We start from the raw sequence: 19,558 nt of genomic DNA, 5'->3' as shown, positions 1-19,558 counted from the left end.
TGAATGACAAGGAATTAACGTTTTATCTCTTATAGACCGGAAACTTGTATGTGCTGCCTGCCCGAATTTCGTTCGCTTTGGCGCCTTGATTCAGTGCTTCAAAGTCTTCGATCACTTCATCTAATGGCTTACTTGTATGTACGATAGAGACGACGGTTTGTCCTTGTTTAACAGTGACAGTTTTATATGCCTGTTTTTCAGCTGTTTGAAAGGCGCTGGCGGGAACAGCAGGGCCTTCCTGAACGGGGATCGTTCCATTTTTCAAATCAAAAAAGATAATAAAGAGGACAAACAAACTGACTAGTAAAAAAATAATTCGCCGCATTTTACTCACCGCTTTTAAGAGTTTACTTCAGTGTATGTTTGTCCCTGAGTTGATAGAACAAAAAGAGTGAAAAAGCTAGGAAGGGTGGTTCTAGTGAGTTCTATTATGACTTGTAATCGGAAAAATCTTTGATAAGCCTAAGCCCTTTCTTTATTATGATAAAATAAAAAAGGGGGAGAGTATATGAAGAAAATCAGTCAGAATATATATGTAAGAACACTAACAGAAAGTGATGCAGAAGCTCTATTAACACTTGAACGAGAGAATCGCACTTATTTTCAGCAATTTACACCTTTGGTTCAGGATGATTTTTTTACTGTACCTCGTCAAAAGGAACGGATTAACCGCAGTATGCAAAGGCGTGCAAAAGATGAAGCCTATATGCACGGTATTTTCTTAAATGAAACAGATGCATTAATTGGAACGATCTCACTCCATTCTGTTGAAAGAGGACCGATTCAAGGGGCTTTGCTTGGATATGTGCTTGATGAAATGCAAGGCGGGAAGGGGTATATGACAGAGGCGATTCGTTTGATTATCGATTATGCCTTTTATGAATTGTACCTTCACCGCATTGAGGCTGGCGTAAAACCATCTAACATTGGTTCCATTCGTGTGCTTGAGAAGACAGGGTTTGAAAATGAGGGACTTCATCGTAAAAAAGTAAAGATCAATGATAAGTGGGAGGATCACTATATGTTTGCGATCATCCATCCAGATGAGTCATAGGGTCAAGACAAATAAAAAAGCTCCCCAAAATGAGGGAGCTTATTTTTTTGCAGGTATTTCTTTAACGACAAGATATAAGAAAATAAAGTTAATCACCCAATTTAATAAAAATGAGTTCGCAACCGGCGTGTTTAATGCACTCATGATGGCGAAAAAGACGGTTGTTAATGTGAGTGAATAGGCAGAGAGCTTCCAAAGCATTTGAAAGGACAGCTCTTTTTGCTGCATTCGTTTAATAAATGTGCCAAGCATGGCTAGGAATGTTGCGCTGATGAACATGAGAGCAGCAGTAGATAGGTACAGCAGGACACAAATGACAGGGATAATGATCGCTTGATTCTGGTTTGTGACGCTGGCAAGTTCATCTTTTGTGAGTGTTCCGCCAAGCAGCTGGTATGGAATATCTGTCATTTGTCCGTCAATGGCAATCACTGCTTTTTCTTTCAATAACGCAATGGCTGTTTGTTTTGATTCAAGCTCACTTGATTTTATTTTTTCAGCGGGATCAAAGATAATCGTGATGCCGTTTTCTTCTTTTTCGATCGGCGTGCTTTGATCCGCTAGAAGCGTTCCTTTTTCAATGGAAAAGTCGGGTAAATCTTTTTTTATCACATGCTGAAATCCTGACATCGCATTTGAAATCTCTTTGCTCATATGATAGCCCTGGGGGACAGCTGCGATGATCGAAAGGATAAAGATGAATAAAATGGCCTTTCCAATCCCAGTAAAACGTGCTCTGGCAATATCTTTTGGTGAATAAATTCCTTTTAACAATAAACTAAATACGTTCAACCGATTCACTTCCTACATTCTTTTCTATTTCTCACATTGTATCAATGTCTATCCATCCAGTACAAGTACGGCCTTCATTGCTGGTTAAGATAGAAGGAATGAGGCATAATGTATACAGCATATAAAAAGGAGGCGGCTGCGGATTGGACGTGCTGTATTGGATTTTGATCGGCTGTGCATTTATCATTGCGTTTGTGGGGCTTGTCTATCCAATCATTCCTAGTGTGGTTTTCATGGTTCTTGGGTTTATTTTATATGGGCTTTTTTTTAGCTTTGAGAAATTGACGCTCACCTTTTGGCTCATTCAAGCTATGTTTACAGCTGTGTTATTTGCCGCAGATTATGTCTCCAACCTGATTGGAGTGAAACGCTTTGGTGGCAGCCGGGCGGCCATTTGGGGAAGTACCATTGGGCTTTTAGCCGGTCCTTTTGTGATTCCGATTGCTGGAATTATCATTGGTCCATTTATCGGCAGTGTCATCGCAGAGCTGCTCGTTCATCAAAAAGATCTGAAGACAAGTGTGAAAGTGGGGCTTGGCTCATTAATTGGTTTTGTGTCAGGCGTATTTGCAAAAGGGTTGATTCAAGCACTGATGCTGGGAATCTTTTTGTTTTATGTGCTTCGCTAAATGGAAAATCGGTGTTTAACACTCTTTCAGAAGGGTTAAATACAAAATAAACACTGAAATGTTTCAGATCATGAGCAATAACGTTGAAACAAGCCGTTTCTTTTGATACTCTTTGATTAGGGTGAATTGCTTGCTTACTAAGGAAGCATTTCAGTACATACATTTCTAAGGAGGAATTTAACCATGGCTTTTAAACTTCCAGAATTACCATATGCTTACGATGCATTAGAACCACATATCGACAAGGAAACAATGACGATTCACCACACAAAACACCATAACACTTATGTAACAAACTTAAACAAAGCAATCGAAGGTGTATCAGCTCTTGAAGATCAATCAATTGAAGAGCTAGTGGCTAACTTGAACTCTGTGCCTGAAAACATTCGTACAGCTGTACGTAACAATGGCGGAGGACATGCGAACCACTCATTATTCTGGACGCTTCTTTCACCAAACGGTGGCGGCGCACCAACTGGTGAACTTGCAGATGCGATCGAAAAAGAATTAGGCGGATTTGAAAAATTCAAATCTGATTTCGCTGCAGCAGCTGCAGGACGCTTTGGTTCTGGTTGGGCATGGCTTGTTGTGAACAATGGCAAACTTGAAATCACAAGCACACCAAACCAAGATTCTCCTTTAACTGAAGGAAAAACACCAATCCTAGGACTAGACGTTTGGGAGCATGCTTACTACCTAAACTACCAAAACCGTCGTCCTGATTACATTTCAGCATTCTGGAATGTTGTGAACTGGGATGAAGTGGCTCGCCTTTACAGCGAAGCTAAATAAATGATTTGATTTGAAAAGACCTGCTTCTCTCTGAGAGCGGGTCTTTTTATATTTTCCCTCCTTTTTTTACATATCTGCCTTTTGATGAGACAGACTATTGTGTAGAAAAGGAGAATGAATGATATGAGCAGATTAAAGAAAATGTTCGGGGACATGGATGTCACAAGAGATTTATTGCTCCTCCTCACGATTGGCGGATTATACGCACTTGCGATTGCGCTTTCGAATACGTTTGTGAACGTGTATTTATGGAAACAGTCTGGGCGATTTACAGACCTTGCGATTTATAACTTGGCGATTGTTGTCCTTCAGCCCATTACCTTTTTATTTGCTGGACGGCTCGCTAAAAAAATAGATCGTGCATTTGTTCTTCGTTTCGGTGTCATCTTCTTAGCCGCTTTTTACTTAATTGTTCTCATGGCAGGAGAGCAAGCGGCAGCTCGGCTCGTGTTATTAGGCAGTGTGCTTGGAATCGGCTATGGTTTTTACTGGCTTGCCTTTAACGTGCTCACTTTTGAGATTACTGAACCTGAAACAAGGGATTTCTTTAATGGATTTTTAGGAGTGCTTACCTCTACAGCCGGTATGATCGGGCCGCTCATTGCAGGAATTGTGATTTCTCAATTAACGGATGATACAGGCTATACAGTGATTTTCACTTTATCGCTTTTTTTGTTTTCACTAGCGGTTGTGATGAGTTTTTTCCTCAAGAGGAGACAATCAAAAGGAAAATTTATCATTAAGCAAATTTGGAAAGAGCGCCATGCGGACGAGAATTGGCGTAAGATCACAACTGCTCACTTTTTTCAGGGGCTCCGTGAAGGCGTGTTTGTCTTTTTAATCAGTGTCTTTGTGTTTATTGCAACAAACAGTGAGCTTGCTTTAGGCACATTTGGTCTAGTCAATTCAGGTGTTGCCTTTTTTGCCTATTTTTTTGCTACTCGTTTGATTAAGAAAAAATGGCGCAAAAAAGCGATTATGTTTGGCGGGCTTATTTTATACGGCGCTTTATTTTTAATCGTCTTTCACTTGTCCTATGTATCACTGCTTATGTACGCTGTAGCCATTGCGATCGGCTACCCGCTTCTGCTTGTTCCGTATGTCTCTTTAACTTACGATGTCATCGGTCATGCCAGATATGCAAGAAAAGCCCGAATTGAATATATTGTCGTCAGAGAACTATTTTTAAATGCAGGGCGTATTTGTTCGATTGTCTTTTTTCTTTTATCTGTCACCTTACTGGGCGATCGGCTTGGGATTCCTGCTTCACTTGTCGTACTGGGAGCGGGGCACACCCTTATTTATTATTTTGTAAAGGACATTCATTTAAAAGAGAAAACAGCTGATATAGAAGAGGCTGACGGTCAAAAGCCCGTTTCTCAAACGAACCTTATGAAGGGAGAAAGGTAAAATTTCTTACCAATGGAACATCAAATTTCTAGATAAATGATAGAAAAACCGCTAAAATGATGATGGCACCTTTTATACACAAAAAGGGGTGCCATTTCTTTCTTGATAGAAAAGGTGATGTGATGAGAAACAAGAAAAACAAAAAAGACGCGAAGGAAGGGCGCAAAACACTTCCGATCCGGCTGAATTTATTATTTTTAGCTGCGTTCATTATTTTTACCGGTGTTGTGGTCAGACTCGGTTTTGTGCAAATTGTGAATGGAGAAGATTATAAAAAGCAGGCAGAAAAACAAGAAGACGTGAATGTCAGCTCATCTGCTCCGCGCGGAAAAATTTATGATCGAAACTATAACACGATTGTCAGCAATAAAGCGCTAAATGCCATTACATATACGAGAACCTCGACGACTTCACAAGAAGAGCGGCTCAAAGTGGCAACAAAATTAGCGGATATGATTCACGTAAGTACGAAGAAAATCACAGATCGTGATAAAAAAGATTTCTGGATCTTAACCCATCCGAATGAAGCGAAAAAGCTTGTTCAAAAGGAAGCCGATTTAAAGGGTGACGATAAGGTCTCTGATGATAAACTATACGAGCTCCAGCTGAAACGCATCACAGACAAAGAATTAAATCAACTGACGAAAAAAGATTTGCAAGTGCTTGCGATTAAAAGACAAATGGATGCAGGCTATGCACTTACGCCTCAATTCATTAAAAATGAAGATGTAAAACCAAGTGAAATTGCTTACGTCTCTGAGCATTTGGACGAGCTGCCAGGTGTAGATGTCACAACAGACTGGTCACGCAGCTATCCTTATAAAGGACTGCTCCGCAGTATGCTCGGCAGTGTGTCTTCAAGTGATGAAGGTCTTCCGTCGTCACTGCTTGAACATTATCTATCACTCGGCTACAGCCGAAATGATCGTGTAGGAAAAAGCTATCTTGAATATCAATATGAAGATGTCCTGCAAGGTCAAAAAGAAAAAGAACAAAGTACAACAGATAAAGAAGGCAATGTCACAAGCTCTAAAGTGTTAACAGAAGGAAAGAGCGGGAAAGACCTTGTGCTGACGATTGATATTCAGCTGCAAAAAGCGGTGGAAAAAATCATCGAAAAGAACTTGAAAAGTGCGAAGCAAAGAGGCGGAACAGAACTTCTTGATCGTGCGTTTGTTGTCATGATGGACCCGAGAAATGGGGAAGTACTCTCGATTGCGGGTAAACAGATTACCAATAAGAATGGGTCATACAAATTTGATGACTATGCACTAGGAACGATGACATCATCATATGCGATGGGATCAGCAGTAAAAGGGGCAACTGTGCTCACAGGTTATAAAACAGGCGTCCTTCATATTGGAAGCACCCAATACGATGAACCGCTCTATATCGCTCAGTCACCGCCGAAAAAATCCTATCAAAATATGGGACTCATTAATGATTTAACCGCACTAGAGCGTTCATCAAACGTGTATATGTTTAAAACAGCGATTGCAATTGGGAAAGGGGAATATCGTAAGAATCAGCCGCTCCCAATTGATACAAAGGCGTTTGATACGTTCCGTTACAATTTTAGTAAATTTGGTCTTGGAGTAGAGACAGGTATTGACCTGCCAAACGAAGCAACTGGCTATCGTGGAACATCTACACAATCTGGTCTGTTACTTGACTATGCGATTGGACAATATGACACGTTTACACCGCTGCAAATGGCGCAATACGTTTCAACGATTGCCAATGGCGGCTATCGTTTACGTCCTCAGCTCGTAAAAGAAGTGAGAGAGCCAGATCCGCAAAGAGGCATTGGGGCTGTAACGGAGTCCGTCAAGCCGGATGTACTGAATAAGCTCGATATGACAAGTGATGAGATCAAACGCGTACAGCAAGGATTCAAGCTTGTGATGCAGAACCCAAGAGGGACAGCATATTCGAACTTTGGCAACAAAAAATACAATCCAGCTGGCAAAACAGGGACCGCTCAATCATTCTATGACGGCCCGATTAAAAGCAAACGCGGCACACCAACATATAACACAACACTTGTTGCGTATGCGCCTGCTGATAATCCAGAAGTAGCGATTTCAGTTGTCGTGCCTTGGGTGTATCAAGATTACAACCAGCGCTATCCGATTACAAATGATATTGGTGAACAAGTATTAGACAAGTACTTTGAACTGAAATCGAAACAGGAAAGCAATGATACACAAGCGAAGAACAAAAACAAAATTGAAAATGAAGCAGAAACAAATAACTAGACCTATTCTAGGTAAAAACGCTCACTTTTTGTGGGCGTTTTTTTATATTTTCTTCAAACTTTTCGATATAAATTGACAAAAATCATAAAAAACCCCGCAATTTCTCTACAAATCTCCGACATTTACAAAACCTTAACATTCCATTTAAACGAAATTAATAAAGAACCTTTAATGTATTACTCGTAGGACAAATTATTCAGGGGGTATTCTTGAAATGAAAAAGAACAAATTATGGCTGCTTACTTTCCTTACTATCGCATTGTTAGCATTCGTCACAGCATGCGGAAACAGCAGCTCAAGCGGAGATTCAAAAGACAGTAAAGGAAATGCTTCAAACAAAGATGAGGCATCAGGTTCCATTACCATCTCAGGATCATCTGCGATGCAGCCTTTAGTTCTTGCGGCAGCAGAAAAATTCATGGATAAACATCCAAAAGCCGATATTCAAGTACAAGCCGGCGGTTCAGGAACAGGACTTTCTCAAGTATCAGAAGGATCTGTACAAATTGGGAACTCAGATGTATTCGCAGAAGAGAAAGACGGAATCGACGCAAAAGCTTTAAAAGACCACAAAGTAGCAGTTGTTGGAATGGCCGCAGCTGTTAACCCTGAAGTTGGTGTCAAAGACATCACAAAGGACGAATTGAAAAAAATCTTCACTGGTAAAATCAAAAACTGGAAAGAGCTTGGCGGGAAAGACCAAAAAATCACACTTGTGAACAGACCAGACTCATCAGGAACTCGTGCAACATTTGTGAAATATGCACTTGACGGCGCGACACCTGCAGAAGGAATCACAGAGGATTCTTCAAACACAGTGAAAAAGTTGATTGCAGAAACACCAGGTGCGATTGGGTATCTAGCATTCTCTTATTTAACAGATGACAAAATTACACCGCTTAGCATTGATGGTGTGAAACCAGAAGAAAGCAATGTAGAAAGCGGTAAATATACAATTTGGGCATACGAGCACTCTTATACAAAAGGTGAGCCAGACGGTTTAGCAAAACAATTTTTAGATTACTTGATGAGTGACGAAGTACAAAAAGAAATCGTTAAAGACCAAGGCTACATCTCAGTCTCTAATATGAAAGTAGAAAGAGACGCAACAGGCAAACAAACAGATAAGTAAAAGGTCTTGAATTGATGATGAAGGAAAAGTGGAGCTTTTCACTTTTCCTTTTATGACATTCATAGGAGTGTAGAAAAAGATGAAACAGATAGAACATACAGAAGCGAGCGATCGACTGATCAGCTCGAAAAAAAATAGGCAAATGGATGAAGTAAGAGGAAGTATTTTGGTGAAATTTTGCGCATTCTTAATGATTGCTGTATCAATTGCCATCACAATCTTCCTTGGCATTAAGGGTTTACAATCTTTCATCGTAAATGGTGTAAGCCCAATTGAGTTCTTAACCAGTATCAATTGGAACCCTACAGCAGAAAATCCGCAATACGGCGCATTTCCGTTTATCTTTGGTTCAATCGCTGTCACGCTTCTATCAGCACTTATAGCAGCACCGCTAGGCATCGCAGGAGCGATCTTCATGACAGAAATTGCACCTGCATGGGGACGGAAAATTCTCCAGCCAGTGATTGAACTGCTTGTAGGGATTCCATCCGTTGTTTACGGATTCATAGGTCTTACAGTATTGGTGCCGTTTATTGGACACTTTAAGTCAAGCGGTTCAGGGCACAGTGTTTTAGCAGGAACGATTGTCCTTTCTATTATGATTCTGCCAACTGTTACATCCATTGCAACTGACGCAATGGCTTCACTTCCGAAAAGTTTACGTGAGGGATCGTATGCATTAGGCGCAACAAGATGGCAAACGATCAGACGTGTTCTTGTACCGGCAGCGCTTCCGACATTAATGACAGCGGTCGTGCTTGGAATGGCAAGAGCATTTGGAGAAGCCCTTGCCGTTCAGATGGTCATTGGAAACACGCGTAATCTACCAGAAAGTATTATGGACACAGCTGGTACATTAACAACCATTATTACGTTAAACATGGGACATACAACGTATGGAAGTGTTGAAAACAATACACTTTGGTCAATGGGACTTGTCCTTCTAGTTGTATCATTTATGTTCATACTCATTATCAGATACTTGTCATCTAGGAGGAAGATTTAATGAATAGCAAAATGACCGATCGTTTTGCCACAATCGTTTTTGGATTATGTGCCGCCATTATTACGGCGATACTTGTTGGCTTGTTTTCTTATATCATCTTCAACGGTGCCAAAGAATTAAATTTTGACTTTTTGACTACACGCTCAAGTGCGATTGGTTCTGGCGGCGGTATCAGGGATCAGCTGTTTAACTCGTTTTACATTCTATTTATTACGATGCTGTTTACCGTGCCTCTTGGCGTGGGTGGCGGGGTGTACATGGCAGAATATGCACCTCAAAACAAAGTGACTGATTTTATTCGTACATGTATTGAAGTGTTATCGTCTCTGCCATCGATCGTCATCGGTATGTTTGGTTTGCTGATGTTTGTTAATTTAACAGGATGGGGCTATACGATCATCGGAGGAGCCCTTGCGTTGACTGTCTTTAACCTGCCAGTGATGGTCAGGGTGACAGAAGATGCACTTCGATCTGTACCGAAGGATCAAAAGGAAGCATCGCTTGCGCTCGGTGTGACAAAGTGGCATACAGTGAAGACGGTTCTGATCCCAGGTGCGATTCCATCCATTATTACCGGAGCGATTTTAGCATCGGGAAGAGTTTTCGGTGAGGCGGCTGCTCTTCTTTTCACAGCAGGTCTTTCAACACCGCGTCTTGATTTTACAAACTGGAGTCCTTTCTCCGATACGTCACCACTGAATATTTTTAGACCGGCAGAAACATTAGCCGTTCATATATGGAACGTCAATACACAGGGGATTATTCCAGATGCAGAGGCCATTGCAAATGGTGCATCAGCCGTACTTGTGCTCTCTGTATTAGTATTCAACTTAGCAGCTAGATGGCTTGGTTCATTTATTCATAAGAAGCTTACGTCAAAATAAATAGTGAGAGGTGTGAAGGGGAAATGGTTCAAATGCTAGCAGAAAAAAAAGAGATTGCAGCAAAAAAGGCTCCACTTCAAGCGGAACAGATTCTACAGGTGCAGGATTTAAGTATTTATTATGGTGAAAAAAGAGCAGTCAATCAAATTTCATTTGAAATTGAAAAAAATGCAATCACTGCATTAATCGGCCCATCAGGGTGCGGAAAATCGACTTTTTTACGCAGCATTAACCGCATGAACGACCTAATTCCAGGTGCACGAAGTGAAGGGGCGATCATGTACGAAGGGCTAAATATTTTGGATGACCGTATTAATGTGGTGAATTTAAGAAGAGAAATCGGGATGGTCTTCCAAAAGCCAAATCCATTTCCTAAATCTATCTACAACAACATTACGCATGCGCTAAAATATGCGGGTGAAAAAAGGAAATCAGTGCTTGATGATGCGGTAGAAGAAAGTTTAACAAAGGCAGCGCTATGGGATGAGGTCAAGGATCGTTTGCACCGCTCTGCCTTATCATTATCAGGCGGCCAGCAGCAGCGTCTCTGTATTGCACGTACCCTTGCGATGAAACCTAGCGTGCTTTTATTAGATGAACCGGCTTCTGCCTTAGACCCGATCTCAAATGCAAAAATTGAAGAGCTATTATCGGAATTGAAACATGATTATTCGATTGTCATTGTCACGCACAATATGCAGCAAGCGTTACGTGTATCTGATCATACAGCCTTCTTCCTGAACGGTGATCTAGTGGAATACGATGCGACTGAACGTATCTTTACACGTCCTGCGCAGCAAAAAACAGAAGACTATATTAATGGTCGATTCGGATAAGGCGGGTGGATTTTGATGAATGCAGTAGCAACTGAAACAGCCAAAAAAGAAGTGTTTCGTGTGAATGATATGAACCTTTGGTACGGACAGCATCACGCACTGAAGCATATTGATTTAGACATTAAAGAGCATGAGGTCACAGCGATTATCGGTCCGTCCGGCTGCGGAAAGTCAACATTTATAAAGACTTTAAATCTCATGGTCAAAACAGTGCCAGGTGTGAAAATCACCGGGGATATGATGTATAACGGTGACAATATTTTAAAAGGCCGTGTCGATCTAGTGGAACTGCGTAAAAACGTCGGGATGGTCTTTCAAAAAGGAAACCCATTCCCTCAATCTATCTTTGATAATGTCGTCTACGGGCCAAGAATTCACGGGGTGAAGAGCAAGCAGCAATTAAAAGAAATCGCTGAAAAAGCGCTTCGTGATGTTGCCCTTTGGGATGAAGTGAAAGATCGATTAAGTGCGCCTGCATTAGGTCTTTCCGGCGGTCAGCAGCAGCGTCTTTGTATCGCAAGAGCCATTGCCACAAGCCCGGATATTCTATTAATGGATGAACCAACATCTGCGCTTGATCCTGTTTCAACATTAAAGATTGAAGAATTAATCATGAAATTGAAAGAGAAATATACGATTGCCATTGTGACGCATAATATGCAGCAAGCGGCAAGGGTATCAGACCGAACAGCGTTCTTTTTGATGGGCGAGCTTGTTGAGGTCAATGATACGAATGTGATGTTCTCAGAGCCAAATGATCAAAGAACAAATGATTATATATCAGGACGATTTGGATAATCAAAAACCCCCTGGAGGTCAATGCCGCCAGGGGGTTTTTTGATGTTATTTTGTTAAGGCTTTGACGATTTGTTTGAATGTCATACCTGTTTTTAAATTGAATTTGCCGGCACGAATTTCTTTATGGTAGCCTGCGTCTATCACATAATCATTAAAATCTTTAGACGAGTTGATGATTCCGTCCTTTTCAAGCATGTCTGAAACATCACTTGTGCTCATACCGTTTTTAATCACGAATTTAACCGTTTTGCCTTTTGGCTTGTCCGTTGTTTGTTTATCGTTCTGAGAATCGCCGTCTTCACTTGCTTTCAGCGCTTTTTCTTTATAATCAAGAAGTTGTTGATATGTTTCACGGCTGACGGAGACTTCTTTTTTAGAGTCTAAGTAATTTTTCACGTCAGTGTCTGTCACTTTCGCTGCGAGGGTTTCTTTTGTTGTAGAATCAGCTGCCGCTTCATCTTTTCCAGTAAGGAAAAAGACGATCGCCAGAACACCAGTTGCAAGAATCATACCTGCTGCAAACGTTTGGATGCTTTTTTTCGTCATACAAGCACCCTCTCGTTGTCTTTAATGATCATGTTCACATCTTCTACAGATACATGCTCAGCGCGCGCAATCGCCTCAGGAGACATGCCATTTTGATGCTTTGAAATGATTTGTCTTGCAATAGATGGATCAATTTCTGAATGCTTGCGGACAACGATGTTTGTTTCAAGCAATTCTTCTTCAAGAACCTTCATTTTCTTTTTCAGTTTATAGATTTCTTGCATTGCAGATAGTTGAAGTGTTTCAAGTTCCTGTTCGACTTCTTTAATCGGCTCTCTTTGAAAATATGAGAATGCGATCAGTACAATACTGACAACAAGCAATCCGATAATTGCAATTTCCATGTTTCATCACCTTTTATTCATATTTTAATGCTGAAAGCCAAAAAAGGCTCTCATGATTGTTTCAGACAGTTTTCGACCCTTCTTTTTTATACCATAAAAAAGCTAGTTTCAAAAGGAATTGCTGAAAAAATCACCTTTTTTTCATCATTTTTCTTTTTATAGGGAAACCAAGTATGAAAACCTTGCCCGCTGTTAAAATAAAAGAAGACGGATCAGATGAAAAAAAGCTGTGGAACAAAGAGGGGTTCTCATGTATACAGTACGACAAAGAACGTGTTTTTATAGGGGAGAAGGCGATTTTTCATCACATGACCAGACAATATGGATCAGGATGCGGGTGGAATGCATTGAAAAATGAAATTGGTGAAAAAACATTCTAGCATTCCTTAGCTAGAAGTGGTATTATAGTTAGGTCTGAATGTGAATTGATTTTAGTTTGGAGGGAAAAACATGCGCGTAAATATTACTCTAGCTTGCACTGAATGCGGTGAGCGTAACTATATTACTAAAAAGAATAAGCGAAACAATCCAGATCGCGTTGAATTCAAAAAGTATTGCTCACGTGATAAAAAACAAACTTTACATCGTGAAACAAAGTAAGCAGCAGGGAATTTTCCTGCTGTTTTTTTATGATGGGAGATGATCTGTGTGAAAAAAGAGCTTCGTCTTCAAACATTAGCTAAGCTTGATCAGATGAGTGCTAAGGAATTCGAGCGAAGCACCGCTTTCCTTCATGAGCACTTGTTTCAGCTGCCAGCATGGAAACATGCAAATACGATTGCGCTCACTATGTCTAGAGGAAAAGAGATACCGACAATGCCTCTGATTGAAAAAGCATGGCAGGAGGGGAAAACAGTATGTGTACCGACCTGTTTCCCGGAAACAAAAGAGATGACGTTTTATGAATATACACCGGAAACGAAGATGATATCCCGCTACTTTGGGCTAACAGAGCCAGACCCTCAGGTGTCGGCTGCTGTACATAAAGAAGAAATCGATTTGATCATTGTTCCTGGGGTATGCTTCGATCAACAAGGCTACCGTATTGGATTTGGGGGCGGCTATTATGACCGCTACTTAGCGGACTATCACGGTGTAACCATTGCCCTTTGTCTGTCATTACAGCAAATCGAGTATGTGCCGGCTGAAGCGCATGACATATCGGTGTCTATGATTGTCAGTGAAAAAGGTCTGTTATATCAAAAGTAAAAGTCCGCTGCTTGCCCATTGAACGGGCTTTTTGGCGTTTCATTAGAGTCATGGCATTTTAGCTGATAGGAGGTTCGTTTTGAAAAAATTTCGTGGAAAGAAAAGATACTTCCGCAATGTGTGGGAGGAAGTGAATACTTGTGACCTAATACTCGATCATGATTCATGGTTTTATTTTTGGCATACGCACCTTGATTTTTCTGGAGTTGGGGAAAATAGCTTAAAAATAAGAAGAGAGCATATAAAAGCTCATATCGCTTTATACAATAGGCTGCTAAAGCAGCTTGAAGCATTTAAAAAGCCATACCAAACATGGATTTGTATTCACGAACATGACCCTGGTTTAGACGCCGTATATGTTCATACGCCAAATCCGAACGACAATTACTTCCCTCATAAGATGGAAAAGTTAGAGGCGAATTGTAAGCTACCTCATACGTTCAAGGATTTAGTGGATCTTCATCAATTTGATGTTTCCTGTTATCAATCAGAGGGTGAAGAGGTTTTTTATATTCAATCAAAAGAACAGGGGATTAGATTGTGAAGGCTGGCTAATGAAAGGAACCATTCAAAGTGATAAAAACGATGGTTCATGCATAAACAAATCCTATTTAAGCCACGATACGAACATAGGAGGGAATATGATGAATAAAATGATTTGGAGCATTGTGTTCACACTGTTTGCATTCGTACTCGTGCAAAACCGTTATCGGCTGATGAATTTGATTTTAGGTCAAAATCAAGTGCGTCACCTTTTTATTAAATGGCTGATGAAAATCCCATATTTTCGGACGAAATTTATTCGCCAAGCATTCTAATCCCGCAAACGCCGGGATTTTTTTTGTTTAGAAATGCGGATAAGTACGATTCTTGCTATAATAATGTAAAAAATGGAGCGCGAATGAATGAATGTCATAGATAGTCTATTTTGGCGAGTTGTTGATGAACTAAGACAAAAAGGATACGAGATGATTCAAAGTCCGTATCCAGAAGATGAAATATTTTTTGAAGCACCACGAAACTCAGGGTACGATCTCATCCGTCTATATAGAAGAGATGTGAATTTTAGGCAGGAGATCGTTCGAGATATTGAGGAGCAAACGTATCGGATCAATCAGCTGAGAGAAGCTATGCGTAAACGATCTCTTCATCTCTTACAGCTACAATTTACAGCTGATGTTCCAGTAGATGATTGGGAAGACCTAAGCGGCCAGCCGCAAAAAGAGAAAAAGGTGACAGTTACGCCTGTATTACTAAGCGCAGATACTCTTCAAAACGATGTAAACGAACTGCAAAAATGGCTGAATACATCGCTTGCAGTTGATGTAGAAGAAGCGAAGAGAGATACATTTGAGGATGCAATGCAGCTTAAAATGAACGTGCTTCAGGCATTTGATGATCAGGAAAAGCAGCGTGAACGAGAACGGGCCGTTTTTCAAAATGGCAGACCGATTTTTACCTATATGTTAATCGCAGTTCAAGTGGTGATGTTTCTTTTACTTGAATTATCTGGTGGAAGTACCAATACAGTCACTTTAACAGCATTTGGTGCGAAAAATAATATGCTGATTTTAGAGGGTGAATGGTGGCGTTTTGTGACACCTATGTTTTTACACATTGGTTTGACGCATTTACTCTTTAATACATTTGCTCTTTGGTCCGTTGGAGCGGCTGTTGAGAGAATTTATGGTTCAGGGAGATTTTTGCTGATTTATTTAGTTTCCGGCATCTTTGGCTCCATAGCGAGCTTTGTGTTTAATACAGCCATCGCAGCAGGAGCATCAGGTGCGATCTTTGGCTGTTTAGGCGCATTGTTATATTTAGCGATCTCTAACCGGAAGCTCTTCTTTCGTACGATGGGGACAAATATTATCGTGATTATCCTCATCAACTTAGGGATAGGTTTCACTGTATCAGGGATTGATAATGCAGGGCATCTTGGGGGGCTCGCTGGGGGCTTTTTAGCCGCTTTAGCGGTCCGTCTTCCTAAACAGTTTCAGCCTGTCAAAATGCTTCTTGCTAGTCTTCTTCTCCTCCTTATTGGCGGCATTGGATTGTATACAGGGTTTCATTCAGACGATCAAAAAGAAGCGGTGGCAACTAGCGAGGCAGCGAGTTTATTTGATGAAAAGAACTATAGCGAAGCAAGTCAGCGTCTAGAGGAATTTGTAAAGCAAAAGGATGCCTCAGCTGAAGCACTTCATATATATGCGCTTTCCGAAGCGCAGCTTGGACATCTTGACAAGGCCATTGAGTATTTGCAAAAGTCGCTTGAAAAAGATCCAAATGAGCCGAATAAATTGTATCACTTATCGTTGTTGTATGTAGAAAAAGGCGAGACAGCGGAAGCAGACGACTTCATCGAAAAAGCATTAAAACAAGATCCGCAAAATGACCAATTTTTAAAGTTGAAACAATATATTGAAAACACTCAAACACGTTGAATGACTTGACTGAAAGCGCATTTATGAATACGCTTATCCTATCTGTTGATTTAGAGAAATGGTGAAAATAATGAAAACGTTATATGATGTACAGCAGCTGCTCATGAGATTTGGAAATTACGTGTATTTCGGAGATCGTGAAGTGGAATTAGAATTTATGGCAGATGAATTGAAGGAAATGTACACATCGGGCATCATCGATCGAACTGAATGGTCAAACGCAATGACCATCCTTCAAATGGAACTAGCCAAATTAAATCGAAAAACAATGTGAAGGTGGAGGACATATGACAGGGGATTGGTTTGTAGGAGTTGATCTTGGCGGTACGACAATTAAGCTTGCGTTTATTAATCTTTATGGTGAAATTCAGCATAAGTGGGAGATTCCTACGGATAAATCTGGGCAGACAATTACAGTCGACATTGCCAAGTCAATTGACCATAAACTAGTTGAGATCAGCATGCCGAAATCAGCCCTAATTGGGATCGGTATGGGAGCACCTGGACCAGTGGATAAAGTATCCGGAATTGTCTATAAAACAACGAATCTGGGCTGGACAAACTATCCCTTGAAAGACCATTTAGAGGCAGAGACAGGACTTCCATCTGTCATCGAAAATGATGCGAATATTGCTGCACTCGGTGAAATGTGGAAGGGTGCAGGTGATGGCGCCAAAAACATCCTGATGGTTACACTGGGCACAGGGGTTGGCGGCGGTATTATTGTCAATGGAGAAGTGGTTCAAGGCGAAACAGGTGCTGGTGGAGAAATTGGTCATATTTGTGCCGTTCCATTTCAAGGAGCACCATGTAACTGCGGGAGAACAGGCTGTATTGAAACCATTGCGTCTGCCACAGGGATCGTCCGAATCGCAAAGGATACATTACAAACAAAGAGCCATACATCATCACTTGGCTCACTTACTTCGCTGTCTGCAAAGGATGTATTTGAGGCAGCAGAAAACGGAGACGAACTGGGGATGCGTGTCGTAGATGAAGTGACAACCCATCTTGGTCTTGTCCTTGCGAATCTAGCCAGTGCTTTAAACCCAACAAAAATCGTCATTGGCGGGGGTGTATCTAAAGCGGGCGAGCTTCTTCGCAGTAAAGTAGAGCGTGTCGTCAAGCATCATGCCTTTCCTCCATGTGCTGAGGATGTTGAAGTGGTGATTGCCTCACTAGGAAACGATGCAGGCGTGATCGGCGGTGCATGGATGGCAAAAAACAAGTGGCTGTCTTGAACAAAAATGTCATAATGATGTCATTTTTATTAAAATCAGCGATAGATAGGCATGAAATTGAATGTTTAGCATATTCATAAGTTTGTCATGGGGAAAAAGACATTGATTTTCCAGCATAGACAGGATAAGATATACTTTAGTTATTTTTGAAGAAGCACCAATAATTGGGGATATCCCTAACCTGAGTGCGTTTTTAGCATAAGGAGGTTACAATGCGAAAGAAAAGATTAAAGGCGATGTCATTTTTACTGATTGCGACTTTGTTAATGTGGGTGAAAACCTATGTTATCTATAAATCTAGCTTTAATATCAAAATTGAAAATTTCATGCAGGAATTTATCCTGTTTATTAATCCGCTTAGCTTTCTCTTGTTTATCTTCGGTATCGGTTTATTCTTTAAAGAAAAAAATCGAAATCGATATATCATCGTGACGAGTTTTGTTCTGACATTTATTTTGTTAGCTAACATTGTATTTTATCGATTCTACAGTGATTTTCTAACCATCCCCGTCCTATTTCAAACAAACAATATGGGTGACCTCGGGTCAAGTATTACCTCTTTAATTGAACCAGTTGATTTTCTGATGTTTGTTGATATCATCATTTTAATTTGGCTCTATAAAAAACAGCCTTCCTTTAGAACAGATGTAACGATTTCACGTAAGGGACGTGCAGCTTATTACTTATTTGTGGCAGCCACTTTCTTTTTTAACCTTGGTTTGGCTGAAACAGAAAGACCAGAGCTGTTAACTCGTTCATTTGACCGTGAGATGCTAGTGAAAAACATCAGCTTATATAACTTCCATATTTATGATGGGGTTCTGCAATCGAAGCAATCCGCTCAGCGAGCACTTGCCGACAGCAATAGCTTAACGGAAATTGAAAACTATGTAAGCGCAAATCAAACAGACCGTAATGAAAAGACGTTTGGTCAAGCAAAAGGACGAAATGTCATTCTAGTATCGCTTGAGTCTACCCAGAGCTTTGTGATCAATGAAAAATTGAATGGGAAAGAGATCACGCCGTTCTTAAACAAATTGATCAAGAAAAGCTATAATTTCAGTAATTTCTATCATCAAACGGGTCAAGGGAAAACATCCGACTCCGAGTTTATTGTTGATAATTCACTCTATCCGCTTGGAAGAGGAGCTGTATTTTTCACAAATCCAAGCAACGAGTTCAAAGCCGCACCTGAGTTGTTAAAAGAGGAAGGCTATCATTCTTCTGTTATTCATGCGAATAACAAAAGTTTCTGGAACCGTGACCTGATCTATGACAGCTTTGGCTACGACAAATTTTTTGATATTAAATCATTCGATGTAAATGAAGAAAATTCAGTTGGCTGGGGACTAAAAGATGGTCCGTTTTTTGAGCAGTCAGTGGATTTAATGAAAACGATCCCGCAGCCGTTCTATACGAGATTGATTACATTAACGAACCATTTTCCATTCGACTTAGATGAAGAAGATAAGCTCATTGATGAATATGACTCAAAGAGCAAAACGTTGAACAAATACTTCCCTACAGTGCGTTATCAAGATGAGGCACTCAAGCTTTTCTTTAAAAAAATGAAGGAAGCAGGGTTATACGATAACTCCATTTTTGTGTTATATGGGGATCACTACGGGATTTCTGAAAACCATAACGAAGCAATGGGACAATTCTTAAACAAAGACATTACACCTTTTGAAGAAGTTCAGCTTCAAAAAGTACCATTTGTTGTACACATTCCTGGTATCACGGATAAACATCCAAAAGAGATTGATACAGTTGGCGGCCAAGTGGATATCCGTCCAACAGTCATGAACCTTCTAGGAATCGATACAAGTAAGCAAATTCAATTTGGTCATGACCTATTATCAAAAGATACAAATGACTTCACAGTGCTTCGAGATGGAAGTTTTATTACGAAGGACAGTGTTTTCACAGCTGGTGTGTGCTACAACAAAGAAACGGGTGAGCCGAGAGAAGATGAGTCTGGTTGTCAGTCTTATGAAGAAAAGGCAAAGCAGGAGCTTCAATTCTCTGATCAAATTATCTATGGAGATCTCCTTAGATTTTATGACCGAAACAACTCGGACCATTCACCATCTAAAAAAGAAGATGACACTGAGCTAAAAAAGGCGTCTTAATTTAAAAGAAAACCTCTGCTATTTACATGCAGAGGTTTTCTTTTTTTACTT

The 19,558-nt window shown here is 40.5% G+C and carries 22 protein-coding genes; 18 read left to right on the top strand and 4 right to left on the bottom strand.

From position 1 onward, the window contains the following. Positions 1-22: 22 nt before the first annotated feature. Positions 23-325 carry a hypothetical protein gene (locus FXF70_RS07060; RefSeq protein WP_148780041.1) on the bottom strand — a complete coding sequence of 101 codons (303 nt, stop codon included), beginning with the start codon at positions 323-325 and terminating at the stop codon, positions 23-25. Between the two features lie 183 nt (positions 326-508). On the opposite strand from FXF70_RS07060, the gene FXF70_RS07055 reads away from it, so the two are divergent. Beyond that, positions 509-1,054 carry a GNAT family N-acetyltransferase gene (locus FXF70_RS07055; RefSeq protein WP_148780040.1) on the top strand — a complete coding sequence of 182 codons (546 nt, stop codon included), beginning with the start codon at positions 509-511 and terminating at the stop codon, positions 1,052-1,054. Positions 1,055-1,093: 39 nt separating this feature from the next. On the opposite strand, the gene FXF70_RS07050 is transcribed toward FXF70_RS07055, so the two are convergent. After that, the gene (locus FXF70_RS07050) at positions 1,094-1,846 is read right to left on the bottom strand and encodes a DUF1189 domain-containing protein (protein WP_148780039.1); all 753 of its coding nucleotides are present in this window, start codon (positions 1,844-1,846) and stop codon (positions 1,094-1,096) included. A 143-nt stretch (positions 1,847-1,989) separates the two neighbouring features. Between FXF70_RS07050 and FXF70_RS07045 the strand changes: the two genes are divergently transcribed. From FXF70_RS07045 to pstB (FXF70_RS07005), 9 genes are all read left to right on the top strand, one after another. Then, a complete protein-coding gene (locus tag FXF70_RS07045; protein WP_007501265.1) occupies positions 1,990-2,475 on the top strand; it encodes a DUF456 domain-containing protein in 486 nt (161 codons plus the stop codon). Positions 2,476-2,658: 183 nt separating this feature from the next. Then, the gene (sodA, locus tag FXF70_RS07040; protein ID WP_007501264.1) at positions 2,659-3,267 is read left to right on the top strand and encodes a superoxide dismutase SodA; all 609 of its coding nucleotides are present in this window, start codon (positions 2,659-2,661) and stop codon (positions 3,265-3,267) included. A 123-nt stretch (positions 3,268-3,390) separates the two neighbouring features. Further along, positions 3,391-4,677 (top strand): MFS transporter, encoded by a 1,287-nt coding sequence (locus FXF70_RS07035; RefSeq protein ID WP_008342348.1) that lies wholly within the window; start codon positions 3,391-3,393, stop codon positions 4,675-4,677. A gap of 122 nt (positions 4,678-4,799) precedes the next feature. Continuing rightward, the gene (locus tag FXF70_RS07030; RefSeq protein WP_039964027.1) at positions 4,800-6,935 is read left to right on the top strand and encodes a peptidoglycan D,D-transpeptidase FtsI family protein; all 2,136 of its coding nucleotides are present in this window, start codon (positions 4,800-4,802) and stop codon (positions 6,933-6,935) included. Between the two features lie 214 nt (positions 6,936-7,149). Continuing rightward, complete coding sequence (locus tag FXF70_RS07025) at positions 7,150-8,067, top strand: phosphate ABC transporter substrate-binding protein (protein WP_007501261.1); 918 nt, start codon at positions 7,150-7,152, stop codon at positions 8,065-8,067. A 79-nt stretch (positions 8,068-8,146) separates the two neighbouring features. Next, entirely contained in the window at positions 8,147-9,073 is a 927-nt protein-coding gene (gene pstC / locus FXF70_RS07020) for a phosphate ABC transporter permease subunit PstC (protein WP_017357999.1), read from the top strand. Beyond that, entirely contained in the window at positions 9,073-9,957 is an 885-nt protein-coding gene (gene pstA / locus FXF70_RS07015) for a phosphate ABC transporter permease PstA (RefSeq protein WP_007501259.1), read from the top strand. Before pstC ends, pstA begins: the two co-directional genes overlap by 1 nt. A 23-nt stretch (positions 9,958-9,980) precedes the next feature. After that, complete coding sequence (pstB, locus tag FXF70_RS07010) at positions 9,981-10,793, top strand: phosphate ABC transporter ATP-binding protein PstB (protein WP_007501258.1); 813 nt, start codon at positions 9,981-9,983, stop codon at positions 10,791-10,793. Between the two features lie 15 nt (positions 10,794-10,808). Further along, positions 10,809-11,591 carry a phosphate ABC transporter ATP-binding protein PstB gene (pstB, locus tag FXF70_RS07005; protein WP_017367606.1) on the top strand — a complete coding sequence of 261 codons (783 nt, stop codon included), beginning with the start codon at positions 10,809-10,811 and terminating at the stop codon, positions 11,589-11,591. A 45-nt stretch (positions 11,592-11,636) separates the two neighbouring features. Here the strand turns inward: pstB (FXF70_RS07005) and FXF70_RS07000 are convergent, their stop codons facing one another. Both FXF70_RS07000 and FXF70_RS06995 read right to left on the bottom strand, forming a co-directional pair. Continuing rightward, complete coding sequence (locus FXF70_RS07000; protein ID WP_007501254.1) at positions 11,637-12,137, bottom strand: endolytic transglycosylase MltG; 501 nt, start codon at positions 12,135-12,137, stop codon at positions 11,637-11,639. Then, complete coding sequence (locus tag FXF70_RS06995) at positions 12,134-12,481, bottom strand: hypothetical protein (RefSeq protein WP_003217285.1); 348 nt, start codon at positions 12,479-12,481, stop codon at positions 12,134-12,136. Before FXF70_RS06995 ends, FXF70_RS07000 begins: the two co-directional genes overlap by 4 nt. Positions 12,482-12,931: 450 nt before the next feature. Between FXF70_RS06995 and rpmG the strand changes: the two genes are divergently transcribed. The 8 genes from rpmG to FXF70_RS06955 all read left to right on the top strand — a co-directional run bounded on the left by rpmG (position 12,932) and on the right by FXF70_RS06955 (position 19,507). Continuing rightward, the gene (gene rpmG, locus FXF70_RS06985; protein ID WP_008360061.1) at positions 12,932-13,081 is read left to right on the top strand and encodes a 50S ribosomal protein L33; all 150 of its coding nucleotides are present in this window, start codon (positions 12,932-12,934) and stop codon (positions 13,079-13,081) included. A 48-nt stretch (positions 13,082-13,129) separates the two neighbouring features. Further along, positions 13,130-13,690: a 5-formyltetrahydrofolate cyclo-ligase gene (locus FXF70_RS06980; protein ID WP_035702759.1), complete on the top strand. Its 561-nt coding sequence runs from the start codon at positions 13,130-13,132 to the stop codon at positions 13,688-13,690. Positions 13,691-13,769: 79 nt separating this feature from the next. Next, a complete protein-coding gene (locus tag FXF70_RS06975; RefSeq protein ID WP_007501250.1) occupies positions 13,770-14,234 on the top strand; it encodes a hypothetical protein in 465 nt (154 codons plus the stop codon). A gap of 100 nt (positions 14,235-14,334) precedes the next feature. Continuing rightward, a complete protein-coding gene (locus tag FXF70_RS19020; RefSeq protein ID WP_165378921.1) occupies positions 14,335-14,508 on the top strand; it encodes a hypothetical protein in 174 nt (57 codons plus the stop codon). A gap of 87 nt (positions 14,509-14,595) precedes the next feature. Further along, entirely contained in the window at positions 14,596-16,134 is a 1,539-nt protein-coding gene (locus tag FXF70_RS06970) for a rhomboid family protein (protein ID WP_148780038.1), read from the top strand. Between the two features lie 70 nt (positions 16,135-16,204). Further along, positions 16,205-16,408, top strand: a complete 204-nt coding sequence (locus FXF70_RS06965; RefSeq protein WP_008342322.1) for a YqgQ family protein — start codon at positions 16,205-16,207, stop codon at positions 16,406-16,408. A 13-nt stretch (positions 16,409-16,421) separates the two neighbouring features. Beyond that, complete coding sequence (locus FXF70_RS06960) at positions 16,422-17,375, top strand: ROK family glucokinase (RefSeq protein WP_007501244.1); 954 nt, start codon at positions 16,422-16,424, stop codon at positions 17,373-17,375. 212 nt (positions 17,376-17,587) lie between these two features. Next, positions 17,588-19,507 carry an LTA synthase family protein gene (locus FXF70_RS06955; protein ID WP_007501242.1) on the top strand — a complete coding sequence of 640 codons (1,920 nt, stop codon included), beginning with the start codon at positions 17,588-17,590 and terminating at the stop codon, positions 19,505-19,507. Positions 19,508-19,558: the final 51 nt, after the last annotated feature.

It is taken from the genome of Bacillus sp. Y3 (assembly GCF_008123875.1).
Lineage (GTDB): Bacteria > Bacillota > Bacilli > Bacillales > Bacillaceae > Bacillus > Bacillus altitudinis.
Note: the sequence above shows the minus strand (reverse complement) of the source record. Positions and strands in the feature narration are given on the sequence as shown.